Annotated in this window: 18 protein-coding genes; 2 read left to right on the plus strand and 16 right to left on the minus strand. The window is 68.4% G+C overall.

All coding sequences use genetic code 11. From position 1 onward, the window contains the following. Positions 1-82: 82 nt before the first annotated feature. Together H7J06_RS09995 and H7J06_RS10000 are read right to left on the minus strand one after the other, a co-directional pair. Complete coding sequence (locus H7J06_RS09995) at positions 83-1,198, minus strand: Rv3169 family protein (protein ID WP_264038603.1); 1,116 nt, start codon at positions 1,196-1,198, stop codon at positions 83-85. Further along, on the minus strand, positions 1,198-2,337 hold the full coding sequence (locus H7J06_RS10000) for a phosphotransferase family protein (RefSeq protein ID WP_264038604.1): 1,140 nt from the start codon (positions 2,335-2,337) through the stop codon (positions 1,198-1,200). The genes H7J06_RS09995 and H7J06_RS10000 overlap by 1 nt, the downstream gene beginning before the upstream one ends. A 41-nt stretch (positions 2,338-2,378) precedes the next feature. On the opposite strand from H7J06_RS10000, the gene H7J06_RS10005 reads away from it, so the two are divergent. Both H7J06_RS10005 and H7J06_RS10010 read left to right on the plus strand, forming a co-directional pair. Further along, on the plus strand, positions 2,379-2,981 hold the full coding sequence (locus H7J06_RS10005) for a TetR/AcrR family transcriptional regulator (protein ID WP_264038605.1): 603 nt from the start codon (positions 2,379-2,381) through the stop codon (positions 2,979-2,981). A gap of 155 nt (positions 2,982-3,136) precedes the next feature. Further along, positions 3,137-3,478, plus strand: a complete 342-nt coding sequence (locus H7J06_RS10010) for a hypothetical protein (RefSeq protein ID WP_264038606.1) — start codon at positions 3,137-3,139, stop codon at positions 3,476-3,478. On the opposite strand, the gene H7J06_RS10015 is transcribed toward H7J06_RS10010, so the two are convergent. The 14 genes from H7J06_RS10015 to H7J06_RS10080 form a co-directional block, all read right to left on the minus strand. Next, positions 3,475-3,879, minus strand: a complete 405-nt coding sequence (locus H7J06_RS10015; protein WP_264038607.1) for a VOC family protein — start codon at positions 3,877-3,879, stop codon at positions 3,475-3,477. The two genes, H7J06_RS10010 and H7J06_RS10015, sit on opposite strands and share 4 nt — an antisense overlap. A gap of 62 nt (positions 3,880-3,941) precedes the next feature. After that, entirely contained in the window at positions 3,942-5,465 is a 1,524-nt protein-coding gene (nuoN, locus tag H7J06_RS10020) for an NADH-quinone oxidoreductase subunit NuoN (protein WP_275079245.1), read from the minus strand. Between the two features lie 41 nt (positions 5,466-5,506). Then, positions 5,507-7,057 (minus strand): NADH-quinone oxidoreductase subunit M, encoded by a 1,551-nt coding sequence (locus H7J06_RS10025; RefSeq protein WP_264038789.1) that lies wholly within the window; start codon positions 7,055-7,057, stop codon positions 5,507-5,509. A 5-nt stretch (positions 7,058-7,062) separates the two neighbouring features. Then, positions 7,063-8,979 (minus strand): NADH-quinone oxidoreductase subunit L, encoded by a 1,917-nt coding sequence (nuoL, locus tag H7J06_RS10030; protein ID WP_264038609.1) that lies wholly within the window; start codon positions 8,977-8,979, stop codon positions 7,063-7,065. A gap of 6 nt (positions 8,980-8,985) precedes the next feature. Continuing rightward, on the minus strand, positions 8,986-9,285 hold the full coding sequence (nuoK, locus tag H7J06_RS10035) for an NADH-quinone oxidoreductase subunit NuoK (protein ID WP_264038610.1): 300 nt from the start codon (positions 9,283-9,285) through the stop codon (positions 8,986-8,988). Continuing rightward, complete coding sequence (locus H7J06_RS10040) at positions 9,282-10,043, minus strand: NADH-quinone oxidoreductase subunit J (protein WP_264038611.1); 762 nt, start codon at positions 10,041-10,043, stop codon at positions 9,282-9,284. Before H7J06_RS10040 ends, nuoK begins: the two co-directional genes overlap by 4 nt. Further along, positions 10,040-10,594 carry an NADH-quinone oxidoreductase subunit NuoI gene (gene nuoI / locus H7J06_RS10045; protein WP_264038612.1) on the minus strand — a complete coding sequence of 185 codons (555 nt, stop codon included), beginning with the start codon at positions 10,592-10,594 and terminating at the stop codon, positions 10,040-10,042. Before nuoI ends, H7J06_RS10040 begins: the two co-directional genes overlap by 4 nt. Next, on the minus strand, positions 10,587-11,819 hold the full coding sequence (nuoH, locus tag H7J06_RS10050) for an NADH-quinone oxidoreductase subunit NuoH (RefSeq protein WP_264038613.1): 1,233 nt from the start codon (positions 11,817-11,819) through the stop codon (positions 10,587-10,589). The genes nuoI and nuoH overlap by 8 nt, the downstream gene beginning before the upstream one ends. Next, positions 11,816-14,203, minus strand: a complete 2,388-nt coding sequence (locus tag H7J06_RS10055) for an NADH-quinone oxidoreductase subunit G (protein ID WP_264038615.1) — start codon at positions 14,201-14,203, stop codon at positions 11,816-11,818. The genes nuoH and H7J06_RS10055 overlap by 4 nt, the downstream gene beginning before the upstream one ends. After that, positions 14,200-15,513 carry an NADH-quinone oxidoreductase subunit NuoF gene (gene nuoF, locus H7J06_RS10060; protein ID WP_264038616.1) on the minus strand — a complete coding sequence of 438 codons (1,314 nt, stop codon included), beginning with the start codon at positions 15,511-15,513 and terminating at the stop codon, positions 14,200-14,202. Before nuoF ends, H7J06_RS10055 begins: the two co-directional genes overlap by 4 nt. Beyond that, entirely contained in the window at positions 15,510-16,358 is an 849-nt protein-coding gene (nuoE, locus tag H7J06_RS10065) for an NADH-quinone oxidoreductase subunit NuoE (protein WP_372515278.1), read from the minus strand. Before nuoE ends, nuoF begins: the two co-directional genes overlap by 4 nt. After that, positions 16,355-17,671, minus strand: coding sequence for an NADH dehydrogenase (quinone) subunit D (gene nuoD / locus H7J06_RS10070; protein WP_264038617.1), 1,317 nt, complete (start codon positions 17,669-17,671; stop codon positions 16,355-16,357). The genes nuoE and nuoD overlap by 4 nt, the downstream gene beginning before the upstream one ends. Beyond that, positions 17,671-18,363 carry an NADH-quinone oxidoreductase subunit C gene (locus H7J06_RS10075; protein ID WP_264038618.1) on the minus strand — a complete coding sequence of 231 codons (693 nt, stop codon included), beginning with the start codon at positions 18,361-18,363 and terminating at the stop codon, positions 17,671-17,673. Before H7J06_RS10075 ends, nuoD begins: the two co-directional genes overlap by 1 nt. Continuing rightward, positions 18,360-18,917: a NuoB/complex I 20 kDa subunit family protein gene (locus tag H7J06_RS10080; RefSeq protein ID WP_264038619.1), complete on the minus strand. Its 558-nt coding sequence runs from the start codon at positions 18,915-18,917 to the stop codon at positions 18,360-18,362. The genes H7J06_RS10075 and H7J06_RS10080 overlap by 4 nt, the downstream gene beginning before the upstream one ends.

An 18,917-nucleotide genomic window follows, 5' to 3' on the forward strand; every position in this document is an offset into this window, starting at 1 on the left:
GGTTTCTCCCTCTCGACGTGCGTTCCAACCCCTGGGGGTGAACGCCGTCGAGCGGCGATTGATTACGTCGTCGGCGTCCCCGCTAGTCCGCCACCGTCAGCCAGTCGGTGAAGCCCGACGGATCGTGACGGCCAAGGGCGCCGTGCTCGAAGAGCCCCCAGCCCTCGACGGGTGCACCGTCACCCTCGGTGCACAGCGCCCGGCCGACGTGGTCGATCACACCGAACCCGGCTCGCCCGACGATCGCCGGGTCGGTCATGTCGTAGGTCAGCCGCTCGGTGAACTTCTCGCCCTTCCACACCCCGTGGATCCAGTCGGAGTCGCCCCCGTAACCACCGCCGACGTGAATGGGCACGGGTAGTTTGGATTCCACGTCGAAGTGCACGGGCGACCCGTCGAGCGCCGTCGCGTCGATGCTGGCGCCGGTTGGAATGCGCGTCCCCGAGGTGTAGTGGATCTTGACCCGCGGCCACCCCAGTTGTTCGACGCGGCCGTCCTTCCAGATGCGCGTGCAGTCGTTCAGCGAGCGGAAGCCGCTGGGATCCTCCTGGATGATGAGCACGATCGAGAAGTCGTCGAACGCCATGGGCACGTACAGCCACCACATGCCCTCGAACGGCGGATCCGCCGGCCGCCCAGCGGGTTCGGCCTCGCCGACGGGCCGGATGCCCCACGACCGGTCGCGGCTGCCGATCCACGTCGACGGGTCGACGGCGATTTCCTCGCCGTCGACGACGAGGTGACCGCTCCACGAACCCAATTGGGCGAACCGTTGCGCGTCGAGGGTGACCCGGTTGCCCGCGCGCATGACGTGTGGCTGCTCCTGGACGACATCGAACAGCCCGTTCCAGGTGAGGTCGACGGCCATGCCCTCGGTCTCGTCCATGACGATTCGCAGCCGGCGCAGGGGCTCCCGAACCTCGACGCGGTACCCGAGCACGTGCTGGTTGAGCCGGTCCTGGTCGATCGCGTCGGAGACGTGCACCGCGGTCTGCTCGTCACCGCGGCGGATCAGCACGAAGGCGTCCTTGACCCCCAGGTTGGGGTAGTACCCGATGCCGGTGATGAGGAAGATCTCCCCGGTGCGATCGTGGGCGTTGAAGTAGGACCGGTCGTAGAAGTTGCGGTCCGACGGTCCCGGCCACGCGATCGGCTTGGCGATCTGGTGCACGGGATATTCGTCCATGGGGCCCAACATCATTCGTCTCCCTCGATGAGGCGCCTCAGCAGCGACGCGTGGTAGAACTGCGACTCGACGTCGTCGGGCTTCTCCATCTCCCCGAAGCGCACCCGTCGGGCGCTGGTCCGCATGAACACACAGCACCAGATCACGCCCGAATAGACGTAGAACCAGTCCAGGGCGCCCAGTGTCACGCCGGTGAGCTCCTCGTACGTCGAGCGCACGTCGTCCTCGCGCAGCACGTCGGGCAGCCCCGGCAGGCCGGCCATGCCGGCGAGCTCCTGGAAGACCATGTGCGCGAAGATGATCCACGCGACGTCGAGCTCGCGGGGGCCGACGGTTGCCATCTCCCAGTCGAGCACGGCGACCGGCCGGAAGTCCTCGTAGAGCACGTTGCCGATGCGCGAGTCGCCCCACGCCAACACCGGCGGCGTCGCGGCCACGTCGTCGGGAAAGTTCTGCTCCAGCCACGTCAGGGCCCGTTCGACCAACGGCGACGGTCCGATGTCGGGGACGGCGAACTCGTACCAGTCCTTCAACCAGCCGAAGTGCCGTCGCAGCGGGGTGTCGCCCGGCGGGTCGACCTCGGCCAGGAACCCAAAGGTGCTCTCCGCGTCGGCAATCGAGTGCAGTTTGGCCAACACGTCGACGGTGGAGTCCTGTAGCTCGCGCTGCCTCTCGATCGGTGCGTCGGCAAACCAGTTGCCGCCGAACGTATACGGCATGACGTCGGGTGGCACGACGCCGTCGGCGAGGTCCATCAGGAAGAACGGCGTGCCGAGTACCTCGCCCGTGTTCTCCAACCAGCGGACGCGGGGGACGGGCACGTCGCTCAGTTCGCCGACGAGTCGGATGACGTCGAACTGATGGTCCATTCGGTAGGTCGGAAAGACCGGCACGTCGGCGGCGCTAGGGGCCACGCGGGCCACCCACTTCTGCTCGACCGGTCGACCGTCCTGCTCCCAACGTCCGGTCAGGATGATGGTCTCCGACGACATGCCGTTCGCGTCGACGCCGCTCTCGACGGTCACTTCGGGGACGGAGCCTCCGGGGAGGACGGAGGCGAGCCACCGCGCCATGACCGTGGGGAGGGTGCTGTTGTCACGGGAGCTGTGCTGGAGGCGGCTGACGTCTTCGACAGCCGGTTCGTTGGCCACGGTTTACCCCTTCGGACAATTACGATACGGTGAGTAGCGTTATGAAAGCAGACGCGGGTGACGTTGTCGAGACCCCGAACGTGGGTCGCCCACGCGACCCTCGCATTGACGCTGCCATATTGGGGGCGACGGCGGACCTGCTCGTCGAAATCGGGTACGCAAATCTCACGATGGCCGCGGTCGCCGAGCGTGCCGGCACCACCAAGACCGCGCTGTACCGCCGGTGGTCCAGCAAGGCCGAATTGATCCACGAGGCGGCGTTTCCGGTGGCACCCACTGCGCTGAGTGCCCCCGAGGGCGACATCGTCGCCGACGTGCTGGCCATGGTCGCCGCCGCCCGCGACGTGTTCACCAGTCCGGTGGTCCGGGCCGCGCTGCCGGGCCTCGTCGCCGACATGGCCGACGACGCCGACCTGCACGCGCGGGTGATGAGCCGGTTCGTCGGGCTCTTCGGCGTCGTCCGGGAACGGCTGGACCACGCCGTCGCCCGAGGCGAGGTGCACGCCGACGTCGACCCCGAGCGTCTGATCGAAATCATCGGTGGCGCAACGCTTCTGCGGCTACTCCTCGATCCCGGCGGGTCGCTGGACGACGCCTGGGTTGAGCAGACCGCCGCGATCGTCTGCCACGGCGTGAAGGCCTAGCTAGGCGTTCGACGACGCCGGGTCTGACGAGTTCAACGTTGCGACGACGTCGTCGTGGTCACCGCCGCCGCCGAGCTGGTCGCAGGGGCGCGAAACCCCTGAGTTCACTCCCGTCGACCGACGGCTCGACGGGTCGAACCAGTACCGTTGACGTCATGTACGTGCAGCTGACCCTGAACGACGAAGACGGGGTACCCGAGGTGTACTCCACGCCGCCGTGGACCGACGACGCCGATGGGCGAGCGGAGACCGCCAGAGTGGTCGTCGACCCCGTGGGGCGGCCCGACGGCGACCGGGCCGGGGTCCTGCTGACGATGACGATCGGTGAAGCCCTGGTGTTGGGCCGCCGCATCACCGAGATCGCCGAGCGCGCGGCGGAGGGTCAGTTCAGCCAACGCGGCACCCAGTGGCGCAGGGAAGTTCAGGACCGCAAGCGGCGCGAGGCGTGGAACGTGCTGATGGCCGGGTCCGACGACGACTCCCCGGCGGGCACCTAGCCCTCGGCGGGCGGTGCGAAGAACTCCAGGGCGGACCCGTCGGGGTCTCGGAAGCTCAGCCCGGAGCCATAGGGGGCGTCGACGATGCCACCGTGCTCGACTCCCAATTCGTCCAGGCGCGTCACCCACTCCTCCAGTTCGGCCCGAGATCCGCAGGCGAACGCCACGTGGTCGAGGCCGACGCGGAACTCGCTGAACGAGTCCGCCGGGGCGGCCTGGGTGTGCTGATGGATGCCCAGCAGCGTGTCGTCCGGAAGCGCCCAGACGACGTGCCGGTAGCCGGCGTCGGTGTCCTCGTCGATCAGGGGGTCGACGCCGATGAGCTGGCGGTACCACGGTGCGCTGACCGCGAGGTCCCGCACGGTGAGTGCGACGTGGGTGAGGGCTGGAAAGGTTGGCACGCGAATTCCTCCTTCGACGGATCCGTCGATCGTGACACGATCCGGCGGGCTGGCCGGTTCACTTAGCCGACGAAGTGGTTCGCGCTGTTCACCAGGTCGAGGATCGGTTGTGGCAGCGCGCCGAGCGCCAAGGTGATGGCGGCACTCAGGGTCACGGTCGCCATGCTCAGCGCGCTGGGCACCACCACCGTGGGGCCGTCCTCGGGCGGGTCGGTGAAGAACAGCAGCACGATCACGCGGACGTAGAAATAGGCCGCCACGGCACTGGCGCAGACGCCGACGATCACCAGCGGCGCCGCACCGCCCTCGGCGGCCGCCTTGAACACCGCGAACTTGCTGACGAAGCCACTGGTCAACGGGATGCCCGCGAACGCGAGCAGGAAGAGCGAGAACACGACGCCCACCAGGGGATGACGGCGGCCCAGCCCCGCCCACCGCAGCATGTTGGTCTCCTCCTCGCCCGCGGCGTTGCGGACGACGCTGACCACCGCGAAGGCGCCCAGCGTGCTGAACCCGTAGGCGAACAGGTAGAACAGCGTCGCGGAGACGCCGCTGTCGGTCAGGGCGATGACGCCGGTGAGGATGAACCCGGCGTGGGCGACCGACGAATAGGCCAGCATCCGCTTGACGTCGCTCTGGGACACCGCGGTCACCGTGCCCACCACCATCGTCAGGATGGCGACGCCCCACATGAGTGGGCGCCAGTCGGCCCGAAAGTCGGGTAGCGCCACGTAGAAGATGCGCAGCATGGCCCCGAATGCGGCGATCTTGGTGGCTGCCGCCATGAAGGCCGTGACGGGCGTCGGTGCGCCCTGGTAGACGTCGGGAATCCACGAATGAAACGGCACTGCACCGACTTTGAAGAGCACGCCGACCGACAGCAGGCCGATGCCGACCAACGCCATGCCGGTGTCAGCCGAGGTCTGTTCGCGAATGCCGGTGAGGCTCAGGGAGCCGGAGTAACCGTACAACAGGGCGATCCCGTACAGGAAGAACGCCGACGAGAACGCACCGAGCAGGAAGTACTTGAGCGCCGCCTCCTGTGACAACAGTCGCCGGCGCCGGGCCAGGCCACACATCAGGTACAGCGGCAACGAGAAGACTTCCAGCGCAACGAACATGGTCAGCAGGTCGTCGGAGGAGCCGAACAGCATCATGCCGCCGAGCGCGAACATGGTCAGCGGGAAGACCTCGGTCTGGGCGAGGCCGGCCTTGGTGGCGAGCCTCTCGGCGACGCTGCCCGGCACGGCCGACGCCATCGGGGTGAACGCGTCGAGACCACCGGCGCCTTCGTCGACGCCCACCTCCGAGGCGATGCGCCGCTCCGCGATCAGCAACGTTCCGAGGATCCCGACCGTCAACAGCGTGCCCTGCAGGAACAGGGCCGGCCGGTCGACGGCGACCGCGCCCATCACCGCGGTCCGGCCCACCGACGAGCCAAGCCCCGCCCATTGGACGACGACGGCGACGAGGGCGGCGACCTGACCGCCGATCGCCAACGCCAGCTGCACCGGATAGCGCGCGGCCCGGGGCAGGAACGCCTCGACCAGGACGCCGAGCACGGCGACGCCCAGCACGATCAACATCGGTGAGACGAGGCCGTATTCGACCGTGGGCGGGGTGATCGTCACTTGGCGGGTCTCCCTTCGGCAACGCGCGGTGCCGGGTCTTGCTGGCCGATCGTCGTCAGCGTGTGGCCGACGGCGGGGTCGACGACGTCGAGGACCGGTTTGGGATAGACGCCGAGCACCAGCAGAAGGGCGATCAACGGGGCGACCACGAGGATCTCCCGCGGCACCAGGTCTCGCAGCTTCTCGTTGTCCACCCCGACCGGCCCGGTCATCATCCGCTGGTACATCCACAGGATGTAGATCGCAGAGAGCACCAACGCCGACGACGCGAAGACCGCCAGGGCGGGGTACGTGGTGAACGTGCCGATCAGCACCAGGAATTCGCTGATGAACGGCGCGAGCCCCGGCAGCGACAGGGTCGCCAACCCGGCGACGAGGAACGTACCGGCCAGCACGGGCGCCACCTTCTGCACCCCGCCGAAGGACGCGATGGCCCGGCTTCCCCTGCGCGACACCAGGAATCCGGCGACGAGGAACAGTGCCGCCGTCGAGATGCCGTGGTTGACCATGTAGAGCGTCGACCCGGATTGGCCCTGCGACGTCATCACGAAGATGCCGAGGATGATGAAGCCGAAGTGCGAGATCGACGTGTAGGAGATCAAGCGCATCACGTCGGTCTGCCCGATCGCGACGACTGCGCCGTAGACGATGCCGATGACCGCCAGCGTGATGATCAACGGCCGGAACGTGATCGACGCGTCCGGGAACAACTGCAGGCAGTAGCGCAACATGCCGAACGTGCCGACCTTGTCGACGACGGCCATCATCAACACCGCCGTGGCGGGCGTGGACTCCACGGCTGCGTCGGGCAGCCAGCGGTGGAACGGCCACAGCGGCGCCTTGACGGCGAAGGCGAACATGAACCCACCGAACAGGGCGTTGAGCACTGCGGGGTCGACGTTCAACGACCCGTCGGCGACGGCGGTGACGATCGCCCGGAAGTCGAAGGTGCCCGCGGCGAAGGCGTCGCTCTTGGCCGTCGCGACGTACAACCCGATGACCGCCGCGAGCATGATGAGCCCACCGAACAGGTTGTACAGCAGGAACTTCACCGCGGCCTTCGACCGACCCTCGCCCCCGCCGAAACCGCCGATGAGGAAGTACATCGGGATCAGCATGGCTTCGAAGAAGACGTAGAACAGCAGGACGTCCAGCGCCGTCAGCGAGATCAGCACCATGCCCTCGACGGCGAGGATCAGCGCCAGGTAGGCGTGCGCGGACCTGCCGTGATCGCTCGCGTCGTTCCAGCCGGCGACCATCAGGAGCGGAACCAGGACGGCGGTGAGCACTACCAGCGCCAGCGCGATGCCGTCGAGCCCCAGGATGTACCCCGTGCCGAAGGACGGAATCCAGGCGTGGTCCTCGACGAACTGATACTGCGGGCCCGTCGGGTCGAACGTCACGGCCAGCAGTACCGCGATCGCCAGCACGACCAGCGACAGCGCCAGTGCCAGGTACTTGGCGAGATGTCGTGCGGCCGAGGGCAACAGGATGACCACGCCCGCGCCGAACATGGGCACGGCCCACAGCACCGACAGCCACGGCATGCCGCTCACCAGACCCTCACCGCCAGAATCGCGGCGATGACCAGGACGGCACCGCCGAGCATGGACAGGGCATAGGAGCGGGCAAAGCCGGTCTGCACCTGCCGCAAGCGCTGCGAGGCGCCGCCGACGAGTGTGCCGAGGCCGCGGGACACGGCGTCGATGCCCTCGTCGTCGATCTCGACCAGCCCCCTGGTCATCGTCTGACCGCCGCGCATCAGCACGTCCTCGTTGAACGCGTCACCGTAGAGGTCCCGGCGGGCGGCGACGGTCAGCGCGGAGACGTTCTCCGGGGCGACCTCCGGGATCGCGCGCGTGGCGTAGTTGCGGTAGGCGACCGCGACGCCGACGGCCACGACGGCCAGGGTCACGGTGGTCATCAGCCACACGGGGATGACGTGCGCCGCCTCCTCGTGGGCTCCGACGACGGGCTCCAACCAGTGCTCGAGGGTCCCGCCGATCGCCAAGAGTGCTCCGGCGCCGATCGATCCGATCGCGAGCACGACCATCGGAACGGTCATCGAGAGTGGAGACTCGTGGGGGTGCGGCTCCGTCATTTCCCCCGTCGCTTCGCTCGCCCTTGCCTTCCAGCGCTTCTCCCCGAAGAACGTCATCAGCATCACCCTGGTCATGTAGAAGGCCGTGATGCCGGCGCCGAGCAGCGCCGCCCCGCCGAGCAGGATGCCCTTGACACCGCCTGCGGCGAAGGCTGTTTCGATGATGGCGTCCTTGGAGAAGAAGCCCGCGAACGGCGGCACGCCGATGATCGCCAGGTAGCCGAGGCCGAAGGTGACGAACGTGATCGGCATGAACGTGCGCAGGCCGCCGTACCGTCGCATGTCGGTCTCGTCGTCCATGCCGTGCATCACCGAACCGGCGCCAAGGAAGAGCCCGGCCTTGAAGAATCCGTGGGTCAGCAGGTGCATGATCGCGATCGCGTAGCCGGCCGGTCCGAGGCCCGCGGCGAGCACCATGTAGCCGATCTGACTCATCGTGGACGCCGCGAGCGCCTTCTTGATGTCGTCCTTCGCGCACCCGATCACGGCGCCGAACAACAGGGTGACCGCGCCGACGATCACCACGCCCAGGCGGGCGTCGGGGGCCAGGTCGTAGATCGGCCCGGACCGCACGATCAGGTACACCCCCGCGGTGACCATCGTCGCCGCGTGGATGAGCGCCGACACCGGGGTGGGACCCTCCATTGCGTCCCCGAGCCACGACTGCAACGGCACCTGCGCGGACTTGCCGCAGGCGGCCAGCAGAAGCAGCAGACCGACGGCCGTCACCGCTCCCCGAGACATCTCGCCGGCCGCCCCGAAGACGCCCTCGTAGGAGATGGTGCCCACTTCGGTGAACATCAGCATCAGGGCCAGCGCCAGGCCGACGTCACCGACCCGGTTGACGACGAACGCCTTCTTGGCGGCCGTGGCTGCCGACGGCTTGTGCTGCCAGAAGCCGATGAGCAGATAGGACGCCAGACCGACGCCCTCCCACCCCATGTAGAGGCCGAGGTAGTTGTCGGCCAGCACCAGCAGAAGCATCGCCGCGACGAACAGGTTGAGGTAGGCGAAGAATCTCCTGCGCTCCGGGTCGTGAGCCATGTATCCCACGGAGTACAGGTGGATCAGCGAACCGACACCGGTGATCAGCAGCACGAAACACACTGATAGCTGGTCGAGTTGAAGACCGAAGTCGACGCGCAGCTGGCCCACGGGTACCCAGGTGAAGAGGTGTTCGCGCACGCCGCGGTCCTCGGCCGGTGCGTTCACGAGGCCCACGAACAGCACGACGCCGACGACGAAGGACGCGATGACCGTCGCGCAACCCAGCAGATGACCCCACGCGTTGGTGGCCCTGCCACCCAGCAGCAGGGCCGCCGCACCGAGCAGCGGCAGCGCGATCAGCAACCACACCGGAAGAGTCATGGGCGCCTAGTGCTTCAGCAGATTCGCGCCGTCGACCGAGGCGGACTGCCTGGCCCGGAAGATGGTCATGATGATCGCCAGCCCGACCACGACCTCACAGGCCGCGACGACCATCGTGAAGAACGCGACCACCTGTCCGTCGAGGTGACCGTGCATGCGGGAGAACGTCACGAAGGCCAGGTTCGCGGCGTTGAGCATCAGCTCGACGCACATGAACATCACGATGGCGTTGCGGCGCAACAGCACTCCCGCCGCCCCGATGGTGAACAGCAACGCCGACAGGTACAGGTAGTTCGCCGGATTCACGAGGACGCTCCGTTCTTGGCGGCCATGGTGCGCGGTGGCAGGATGCCGCTGACCGAAGTCGCGGCGTCGGAACCGTCGGGGAGCCGCGCCGCCACGTCGACTGCGTTGTGCCTGGCGTAGACCCCGGGATTGGGCATCGGCGTCGCGTGGCCACCGGGAGCGAAGCGCTCGGTGGCGAGCTCGCGTTGGGTCTTGCGGCGGTCGATGCGCTCGCGGTGGGTCAAGACCATGGCGGCCAGGGTGGCGGTGATGAGCAGCGCGCTGGTCAGTTCGAACGCCCAGAGGTAGCGGACGAAGATCAGGGCGGCGAGGCCGTCGACGTTGCCGCCCGCATTCGCGTCGGCCAGCCCGGTGAAGCCGTTGACGGACACGTTGCCGATGCCGGCGATGAGCAGGATGCCGAACGCCGCGCCCGCCCCGATCGCGGCAAGGCGTTGGCCGCGAATGGTTTCCACCAGCGAGTCGGCGGAGTCCACCCCGATCAGCATCAGGACGAACAGGAACAGCATCATCACCGCGCCGGTGTAGACGACGATCTGCACGACGCCGAGGAACAGTGCGTCCTGGGCGATGTACAGCATCGCCAGGACGATCATCGTGCACGCCAGGAAGATCGCCGAATACACCGCCTTGGGTGCGGCGACCACGGCGACCGCCCCGAGGACGGCGAGCGTGCCCAGCACCCAGAAGGTCACGGCCTCCATCGTCGACGTGCGGTAGACGGCGTCGGCGGCGAGAATCACGAGTTCGTGTGTCACAGTGCGGCTTTCTTCGCCGTCACGACGGGCATGCCGAGAGACGTGACGTTGCCCCGGTAGTAGTCCTCGTCGGTGCTCCCGGGCGCCATCGCGTGCGGCGGGGCCGTCATGCCCGGCTGCAGCGGCGCCAGCAGCTTGGCCTTGCCGTAGATCAGGTCCGAACGGTTGTCGTCGGCCATCTCGTATTCGTTGGTCATGGTCAACGCCCGGGTGGGGCAGGCCTCGATGCACAGGCCGCAGCCGATGCACCGAAGGTAGTTGATCTGGTACACCCGGCCGTAGCGCTCGCCGGGTGAGAAGCGTTCCGCCTCGGTGTTGTCGGCGCCCTCGACGAAGATCGCGTCGGCCGGGCACGCCCACGCGCAGAGCTCGCAGCCGATGCACTTCTCCAGACCGTCGTCGTACCGGTTCAGTTGGTGCCGCCCGTGATAGCGCTTGGCCGTCGGCCCGGGATTCTCGGGATACTGCTCGGTCACCGGTTTCTTGAACATCGTCGAGAAGGTGACGGCGAAGCCGGCGAGTGCGTCGACGATGTGTGGCCGCTTAGACATCGGCGGGCTCCTTCGCGGGGATGGGCGGTACCGGGAAGGCGCCGGGTGCGGTCGACGGGGGATCGGCGAGGCGTTGGGGACGAGCCTGCTTGTGCCGCAACGTTCGCCACAGGTAGACCACGAGCAGGAGGCCCGCGAACGCGCTGGTGGCCACGAGCACGACGACCAGGCCGTCATGACCTTCGTTGCGCAGGGTCCGCACGACGGCGACGGTCATGATCCAGCCCAGCGAGATGGGGATGAGGATCTTCCACCCCAGCCCCATGAACTGGTCGTAGCGAAGGCGCGGCAGCGTCGCCCGCAGCCACATGAACCCGAACATGAACGTCCAGACCTTGAGGGTGAACCACAGCAGTGGCCACCATCCGGAGTTGGCGCCGTCGATCATGTCGAACGGCCACGGCGCCTGCCAGCCACCGAGGAACATCGTGGTGGCCAAGGCGGCGACGGTGGTCATGTTGACGTACTCGGCGAGCATGAACATCGCGAACTTCAGCGACGAGTACTCGGTGTGGAACCCTCCGACCAGTTCGCCTTCGGCCTCCGGCAAGTCGAAGGGCGCGCGGTTGGTCTCACCGACCATGGAGACGGCGTAGATGACGAAGGACGGCAGCAGCAGGAACACGAACCAGAGACCTTGCTGCCTGGCGACGATCTCGGAGGTCGACATGGTGCCCGCGTACAGGAACACCGCGGCGAAGCACAACGCCATCGCGATCTCGTAGGAGATCACCTGGGCACTCGACCGCAGTCCGCCGAGCAGGGGATAGGTGGACCCGGAAGCCCACCCCGCCAACACGATTCCGTAGACGCCGATCGACGTCACCGCCAGGACGTAGAGCACCGCAACGGGCAGATCGGTTAGCTGCAAGGGGGTCTGCGTGCCGAACACGCTCACCAGACCGCCCATCGGGATCACCGCGAACGCCATGAAGGCGGGGATGACCGCGATGACGGGGGCGGCCAAATAGATCGGCTTGTCGACCCCGGCGGGGATGAGGCCCTCCTTGAGTGCGAGCTTGACCCCGTCGGCCAGGCTCTGGAGCAGTCCGAACGGCCCAACTCGGTTGGGGCCGAACCGCATCTGCATGCGGCCGAGGATCTTGCGTTCGAGCAGGATCGCGACCAGCACGGTGAGCAGCAGGAACACGAAGATGCCCAGCGCCTTCGCCACCACCAACCACCACGGATCGTGACCGAAGGAACTCAGATCGGGATAGGTCATGCGACGTCACCTCCCGCCGCGACGTCCACGGCGGCCCCCGGTGTGACGCCCAGCGTCGCGTTCACCTGGGAGCCAAGAGAATTCAGCGGAAGCCACACCACCGCGTCCGCCATCTCCGTCACCGCCAGCGGCAGGGTGATCGCACCGCGCTCGGTGGCGACGGTGACGGGTTGCCCGTCGTGCGCGCCGATGCCCGCGGCGGTCGCGGGGGACAGTCGCGCGACGGGTGTCCTCGCCGTCCCGGCCAGATGAGGTTCGCCGTCCTGCAGGCGGCCGGCGTCGAGCAGCATCCGCCAGCCCGCCAGCACCGCGCGTCCCGGCTGCGCCGACCGTGGCTGGGGGACGGGCACGGTCGGGGCGTCGGCCCACGCGCCCTGCCAACTGCCGAGCCGTTGGATCTCGGCACGCGCGTCGGCCGCGTCGCGCAGGCCGAGGGCGACGCCGACCTCCTCGGCCAGGGCGGCCAGGACGCGGGAGTCCGACGTCGCGTTGGGCGGGAGCGCGGGCTCGAAGGACCGTGGGCGGCCCTCCCACGTGACGAACGTGCCGGCCTTCTCGGTCACCGGGGCCACGGGGAACACGACGTCCGCGCGTTCGGTGACGGCGCTGTGCCGCAGTTCCAGGCTGACGACGAACGGAGCGGCCTCGACGGCCGCCAGGGCGGCCGCCGGATCGGGCAGGTCGGCGAGCTCGACGCCACCGACGAGCAGTGCACCCAGCGCGCCGTCCGCGGCGGCGGCGAGGATGCCCGACGTGTCCCGGCCCGGGTCGGCGGGCAGACCGTCGACGTTCCATGCCGCGGCCACCTCGGCGCGCGCGGCGGCATCCGCCAACGGTCTCCCGCCGGGGAGGAGATGGGGCGCCGCACCGGCTTCCAGTGCGCCGCGCTCACCGGCGCGCCGCGGGATCCACCCGATGCGGGCGCCGGTGCGCTCGGCGAGCCGAAGCACCGCGGACAACGCCCCGGGGGCGGTGGCGAGCCGTTCGCCGACCAGGACGACGCTGCCGGCGTCGACGCCGTCGCCGAGCGCGTCGATGGCGGCGGCCTCCTGACCCGGCACGGTTTCGACGAGGGTGCCGCCCATCTTCTGCAGCCCCCGGGTGGCGAACGGCGCGATCGAGGTGACCGCGAGTCCGCGCTTGCGGGCCGCCTTGCGCAGACGTAGGTAGACGATCGGGGATTCCTCTTCGGGTTCGAACCCGACCAGCAGAACCGCGGACGCGCTGTCGAGGTCGGCGTAGGTGACCGACATCGGCCGCCCGGCGACGGCCGCGGCGAGGAAGTCGGCCTCCTCGGCGGAGTGGGCCCGGCTACGGAAGTCGACGTCGTTGGTGCCCAACACGATTCGGGCAAACTTGGCGTAGGCGTAGGCGTCCTCGATGGTCAGCCGACCGCCGACCAGCACCCCGGTGCGCGGGCCCGCCGCGGTGAGCCCGCGGACGGCCACCGCCACGGCTTCGGACCACGACGCCGGACGCTGGCTGCCGTCGGCGTCGCGCACCAGCGGCGTGGCGATGCGGTCGCCCTGGGTGGCGTAGGTGAACGCCCAGCGCCCCTTGTCGCAGTTCCACTCCTCGTTGACAGCGGGGTCGTCGCCCGCGAGGCGCCGCAGCACCCGGCCACGGCGGTGATCGGTGCGCTGCGCGCATCCCGAGGAGCAGTGCTCGCACACGCTGGGCGTCGACACCAGGTCGAACGGCCTCGCGCGGAACCGGTACGCGGTACCCGTCAGCGCGCCGACCGGGCAGATCTGGACGGTGTTGCCCGAGAAGTACGAGTCGAATGCCGCGTCGTCGGCGATGCCCACCTGTTGCAGCGCGCCACGCTCGAGCAGTTCGATGAACGGGTCGCCGGCGATCTGGTTGGAGAACCGGGTGCAGCGCGCGCACAGCACGCAGCGTTCGCGGTCCAGCAACACCTGGGCGGACAGGTTGATGGGCTTGGGGAAGGTGCGCTTGACGTCGGTGAAGCGAGTGTCGGCCTGGCCGTTGGACATTGCCTGGTTCTGCAATGGGCACTCGCCGCCCTTGTCGCAGACCGGGCAGTCCAGGGGGTGGTTGATCAGCAGCAGCTCCATCACGCCGTGCTGGGCCTTGTCGGCGGCCTCCGACGTGAGCTGGGTGCGCACCACCATGTCCGGCGTGACGGTGATGGTGCAGCTCGCCATGGGTTTGCGTTGGCCCTCGACCTCGACGAGGCACTGCCGACACGCGCCGACGGGGTCGAGCAGCGGGTGGTCGCAGAACCGGGGGATCTGGATGCCCATCAGCTCGGCCGCGCGAATCACCAACGTGCCCTTGGGAACGCTGATCTGGTGATCGTCGATGGTGAGCGACACCATCTCGACGTCGGTGGTCCCCTTGGTGGGCTCGGCCAGCGTCATACGCCCACTCCTTCCGGTGCGGCCAGCATCGAGGCGTGCGGATCGAACGGGCACCCGCCCTCGAGGTGTGCGACGTACTCGTCGCGGAAGTACTTGAGCGACGACATGATCGGGCTCGCGGCGCCGTCGCCCAGCGCGCAGAACGACTTGCCGAGGATGGCGTCGGCGATGTCGAGCAGCTTGTCGACGTCGTCGGCTCGGCCGGTGCCGTTCTCCAAGCGCTCGTAGATCTGCGCCAGCCAGTAGGTGCCCTCCCGGCAGGGGGTGCACTTGCCGCAGGATTCGTGGGCGTAGAACTGCGTCCACCGGCGAACCGCCCGCACCACGCAGGTGGTCTCGTCGAAGATTTGCAGCGCCTTGGTGCCCAGCATCGAGCCGGCCTTGGCGACGTTCTCGTAATCCAGTGGCACGTCGAGGTGTTCGGGCGTCAGCAACGGGGTCGACGACCCGCCCGGCGTCCAGAACTTCAGCTCGTGGCCCGCGCGCACCCCGCCCGCGAGGTCGAGCAGTTCGCGAAGCGTGATGCCCAACGGCGCTTCGTACTGACCCGGGGTGGTGACGTGACCCGACAACGAAAACATCGTGAAGCCCGGCGACTTCTCCGACCCCATCGACTTGAACCACTCGACACCGCCGCGCACGACGGCGGGGACGCTGGCGATGGACTCGACGTTGTTGACCACCGTCGGGCAGGCGTACAGGCCGGCGACGGCGGGGAACGGTGGCCGCAGCCGCGGTTGGCCGCGCCGACCCTCGAGGGAGTCCAGCAGCGCGGTCTCCTCGCCGCAGATGTAGGCGCCGGCGCCGGCGTGCACCACCAGGTCGAGGTCGAATCCCGAGCCGAGGATGTCACCGCCCAGGAAGCCGGCCTCGTACGCCTCCGCGACGGCGGTCTGTAGCCGCCGCAGCACGGGCAGCACCTCGCCGCGCACGTAGATGAAGGCGTGCCGGGCCCGGATCGCGTAGGCCGCGATGATCGCGCCCTCGACGAGGACGTGCGGCGTGGCCATCATCAACGGAATGTCCTTGCAGGTACCGGGTTCCGACTCGTCGGCGTTGACCACCAGGTAGTGCGGCTTGGCGGCCGCGCCCTCGGTGCCCTGCGGAATGAACGACCACTTCTGGCCCGTCGGGAACCCCGCTCCGCCGCGGCCGCGCAAGCCCGAGTCCTTCACCAGGCCGATCACGGCGTCGGCGTCCATGTCCAGTGCCGTTCGGAGCGCCTGATAGCCGTCGTGGCGCTGATAGGACTCCAGCGTCCACGACGAGGGCTCGTCCCAATAGCTGCTCAAGACCGGTGTCAGCGTCACGAGTGCGCCCCGTTCGTCGGTGGCAGATCGGCCTGCGGCCCGGGCGCCGGCTGGTCGCGAGCGGCCTCTTCGGTGATCGCTTCGTCGTCGGGTCCCGATGCAGCGGAATGCGATTCCGTGGGATCGGGAGCGGACATCCCGCGCTCGTGGGCCACCCGCAGCCCGGCCAGGGTCGCGTCACCGGCGGTGGGGCCGTCGTTGGCGCCGGGCCGCCGGTCGACGAATCCGGCGAGGATCCGTGAGGTGTCGCGGAAGGAACACGGCGAGCCGCCGCGAGTGGCCGACACGGGCGTCCCCGTGCGGAGGTCGTCGACCAGGTTGCGGGCGGACTCCGGTGTCTGGTTGTCGAAGAACTCCCAGTTGACCATGATCACCGGGGCGTAGTCGCACGCCGCGTTGCACTCGAGGTGCTCGAGGGTGACCTTGCCGTCGGCGGTGGTCTGACCGGCGTGCAGGTCGAGGTGGTCTTCGAGGACCTCGAGGATGGCGTCGCCGCCCATCACCGCACACAGCGTGTTGGTGCACACCCCGACGAGGTATTCGCCGGTAGGGGTCCGCCGGTACATCGAGTAGAACGTGGCGACGGCGGTCACCTCGGCGGGAGTGAGGCTCAATCGTCCGGCGCAGAAGGCGATTCCGGCCGGGGTGAGATATCCGTCCTCGGCCTGCACCAGATGCAGGAGCGGCAGGAGCGCCGACCGCGGCTCGGGGTAGCGGGCCACGATCTGGGCGGCGTCGGCGGACAACCGGTCGGTCACCTCGGCCGCGTAGGTCTGCGGCCCGCGGGAGATCGGCGGTCCGGGTTCGTCCGGCCGGGGGCCCAGGTGGAGATCGATGAGAGTCACCTGTCCACACCCCCCATGACCGGGTCGATCGACGCCACGGCCGCGATCGCGTCGGCCACCATCCCGCCTTCGCACATCGCCGCCACCGCTTGCAGATTGGTGAACGAGGGATCCCGGTAGTGCACTCGGTAGGGGCGTGTGCCGCCGTCGGAGACCATGTGCACGCCGAGCTCGCCCCGCGGTGACTCGACGGCGACGTACACCTGACCCGCCGGGACGCGGATGCCCTCGGTGACCAACTTGAAGTGGTGGATGAGGGCCTCCATGGAGCCGCCCATGATCTTGGCGATGTGGTCGGGCGAGTTGCCGAGCCCGTCGGGCCCGAGCTTCAGATCGGCCGGCCAGGCCAGCTTCTTGTTGGTGATCATCACCGGTCCGGGCTTCAGCCGGGCCATGCACTGCTCGACGATCTTCAGCGACTCGCGCATCTCCCGGACACGGATCATGTATCGGCCGTAGGCGTCGCATTCGTCGGTGGTGATCACGTCGAAGTCGTAGGTCTCGTATCCGCAGTACGGCTGGGCGCGGCGCAGATCGTGCGGCAGACCGGTGGAGCGCAGACACGGTCCGGTGATGCCCAGTGCCATGCAGCCGGTCAGGTCGAGGTACCCGATGCCCTGGGTGCGCGCCTTCCAGATGTAGTTCTCGTTGAGGAGGTCTTCGAGGTCGGTGAGCTTGGCCGGCATGGTCGCCAGGAGCTCCTCGATCTGCGGGATGGCCTCGTCGGGCAGATCCATGGCGAGTCCACCCGGCCTGATGTAGGCGTGGTTCATGCGCAGGCCGGTGATGGTCTCGAAGACCGACAGCACTTGCTCGCGTCCGAGGAAGCCGAAGAACATCGCCGACATGGCGCCGAGCTCCATGCCGCCGGTGGCCAGGGCAACCAGGTGGCTCGAGATCCGGTTGAGCTCCATCAGCATCACCCGGATGACGCTGGCGCGCTCGGGAATCTCGTCGGTGACGTCGAGCAACTTCTCGACCCCGAGGCAGTACGCCGTCTCGTTGAAGAAGGGCGACAGGTAGTCCATTCTCGTCACGAACGTGACGCCTTGGGTCCAGTTGCGGAACTCGAGGTTCTTCTCGATCCCGGTGTGCAGGTAGCCGATTCCGCAGCGGATCTCGGTGATGGTCTCGCCCTCGATCTCGAGGATGAGCCGGAGCACACCATGGGTGGACGGGTGCTGCGGGCCCATGTTGACGACGATGCGTTCGCCGGCGACGGATCCCTCGCGCGCGGCGTCGACCACGTCCTGCCAGTCTTCACCGCCCACCGTGACGACTGTCTCCTGAGGCGGGTTCGTGGGCTTGGGCATCAGTTGTACGACCTCCGCTGGTCGGGCGGTTGTATCTCGGCGCCGTGGTACTCCACGGGGATGCCGCCCAACGGGTAGTCCTTGCGTTGGGGGTGACCCACCCAGTCGTCGGGCATCTCGATGCGGGTGAGCGACGGGTGCCCGTCGAAGACGATGCCGAAGAAGTCGTACGTCTCACGTTCGTGCCAGTCGGTCGTCGGATAGACCGAAAACAGAGACGGCACATGAGCATCGGCGTCGGGGACGGCGACTTCGACGCGGATCCGGCGATTGTGGGTGATCGACATCAGCGGGTAGACGGCGTGCAGTTCGCGGTCCAGGTCCGCCGGATAGTGCACGCCGGAGACCCCCAGACACAGCTCGAACCGCAGCGTGGCGTCGTCGCGGAGCGCCTGCGCGACGGCCACCAGGTGCTCGCGCCGCACGTCGAGGGTCAGCTCGTCGCGGAACACCACCACGCGCTCGACCGCGGCGGCGAAGGCGTCGTCGCCGAGGACGGCGGCCAACGCGTCGACCACGTCGTCGAAGTAGCCGCCGTAGGGTCGCGGGGAACCACCCGGAAGGGCGACGTCGCGAACCAGCCTGCCGTAGCCCGAGGTGTCGCCGCTGCCCTTGACGCCGAACATGCCGCGGCGCTGGCCGATCTTCTCGGGCCCGTCCGGTCGGGCGCCGTTGCCGTCGGCACCCGTCATGACCGCAGCAGCCCCTTGAGCTCGATGGTCGGCCGCGACGCAAGGGCCGCCTCCTCGGCGGCGGCGACGGCCTCGGCGCGGTTGACGCCCAGCGGCATGTCCTGAATCTTGGCGTGCAGCATCAGGATCGCGTTCAGCAGCATCTCCGGCCGCGGTGGACATCCCGGCAGGTAGATGTCGACCGGTACGACGTGGTCGACGCCCTGCACGATGGCGTAGTTGTTGAACATCCCGCCCGAGGACGCGCACACCCCCATGGCGAGAACCCATTTGGGCTCGGCCATCTGGTCGTACACCTGGCGCAGCACCGGTGCCATCTTCTGGCTGACCCGGCCCGCCACGATCATCAGGTCGGCCTGCCGGGGCGTCGCCGAGAACCGCTCCATGCCGAAGCGGGCGATGTCGAACCGCGGTCCGGCCGTCGCCATCATCTCGATGGCGCAGCACGCCAAGCCGAACGTCGCCGGCCACAGCGACCCCTTGCGCACGTATCCCGCGACCTTCTCCAAGGTGGAGAGGAGGATGCCGCCCGGTAGTTGTTCCTCGAGTCCCAT

Origin of the sequence: Mycolicibacterium hodleri (assembly GCF_025822245.1) — a bacterium.
Lineage (GTDB): Bacteria > Actinomycetota > Actinomycetes > Mycobacteriales > Mycobacteriaceae > Mycobacterium > Mycobacterium hodleri.

Bases quoted from the DNA above. Each gene is read 5' to 3' on its own strand.
- H7J06_RS10055 (WP_264038615.1), bottom strand. From the start codon at position 14,203: ATGACGCTGGCCGAGCCCACCAAGGGGACCACCGACGTCGAGATGGTG.
- nuoN (WP_275079245.1), bottom strand. From the start codon at position 5,465: ATGTTGATCGTGCTGGGCGTCGCCGTGCTCGGCGTCCTGGTCGAGGCG.
- H7J06_RS10075 (WP_264038618.1), bottom strand. From the start codon at position 18,363: ATGACGGGTGCCGACGGCAACGGCGCCCGACCGGACGGGCCCGAGAAG.
- H7J06_RS10005 (WP_264038605.1), top strand. From the start codon at position 2,379: ATGAAAGCAGACGCGGGTGACGTTGTCGAGACCCCGAACGTGGGTCGC.
- nuoH (WP_264038613.1), bottom strand. From the start codon at position 11,819: ATGACCTATCCCGATCTGAGTTCCTTCGGTCACGATCCGTGGTGGTTG.
- H7J06_RS10080 (WP_264038619.1), bottom strand. From the start codon at position 18,917: ATGGGACTCGAGGAACAACTACCGGGCGGCATCCTCCTCTCCACCTTG.
- H7J06_RS10010 (WP_264038606.1), top strand. From the start codon at position 3,137: ATGTACGTGCAGCTGACCCTGAACGACGAAGACGGGGTACCCGAGGTG.
- H7J06_RS09995 (WP_264038603.1), bottom strand. From the start codon at position 1,198: ATGTTGGGCCCCATGGACGAATATCCCGTGCACCAGATCGCCAAGCCG.
- nuoI (WP_264038612.1), bottom strand. From the start codon at position 10,594: ATGTCTAAGCGGCCACACATCGTCGACGCACTCGCCGGCTTCGCCGTC.
- nuoL (WP_264038609.1), bottom strand. From the start codon at position 8,979: ATGACTCTTCCGGTGTGGTTGCTGATCGCGCTGCCGCTGCTCGGTGCG.
- H7J06_RS10025 (WP_264038789.1), bottom strand. From the start codon at position 7,057: ATGCCGTGGCTGTCGGTGCTGTGGGCCGTGCCCATGTTCGGCGCGGGC.
- nuoD (WP_264038617.1), bottom strand. From the start codon at position 17,671: ATGCCCAAGCCCACGAACCCGCCTCAGGAGACAGTCGTCACGGTGGGC.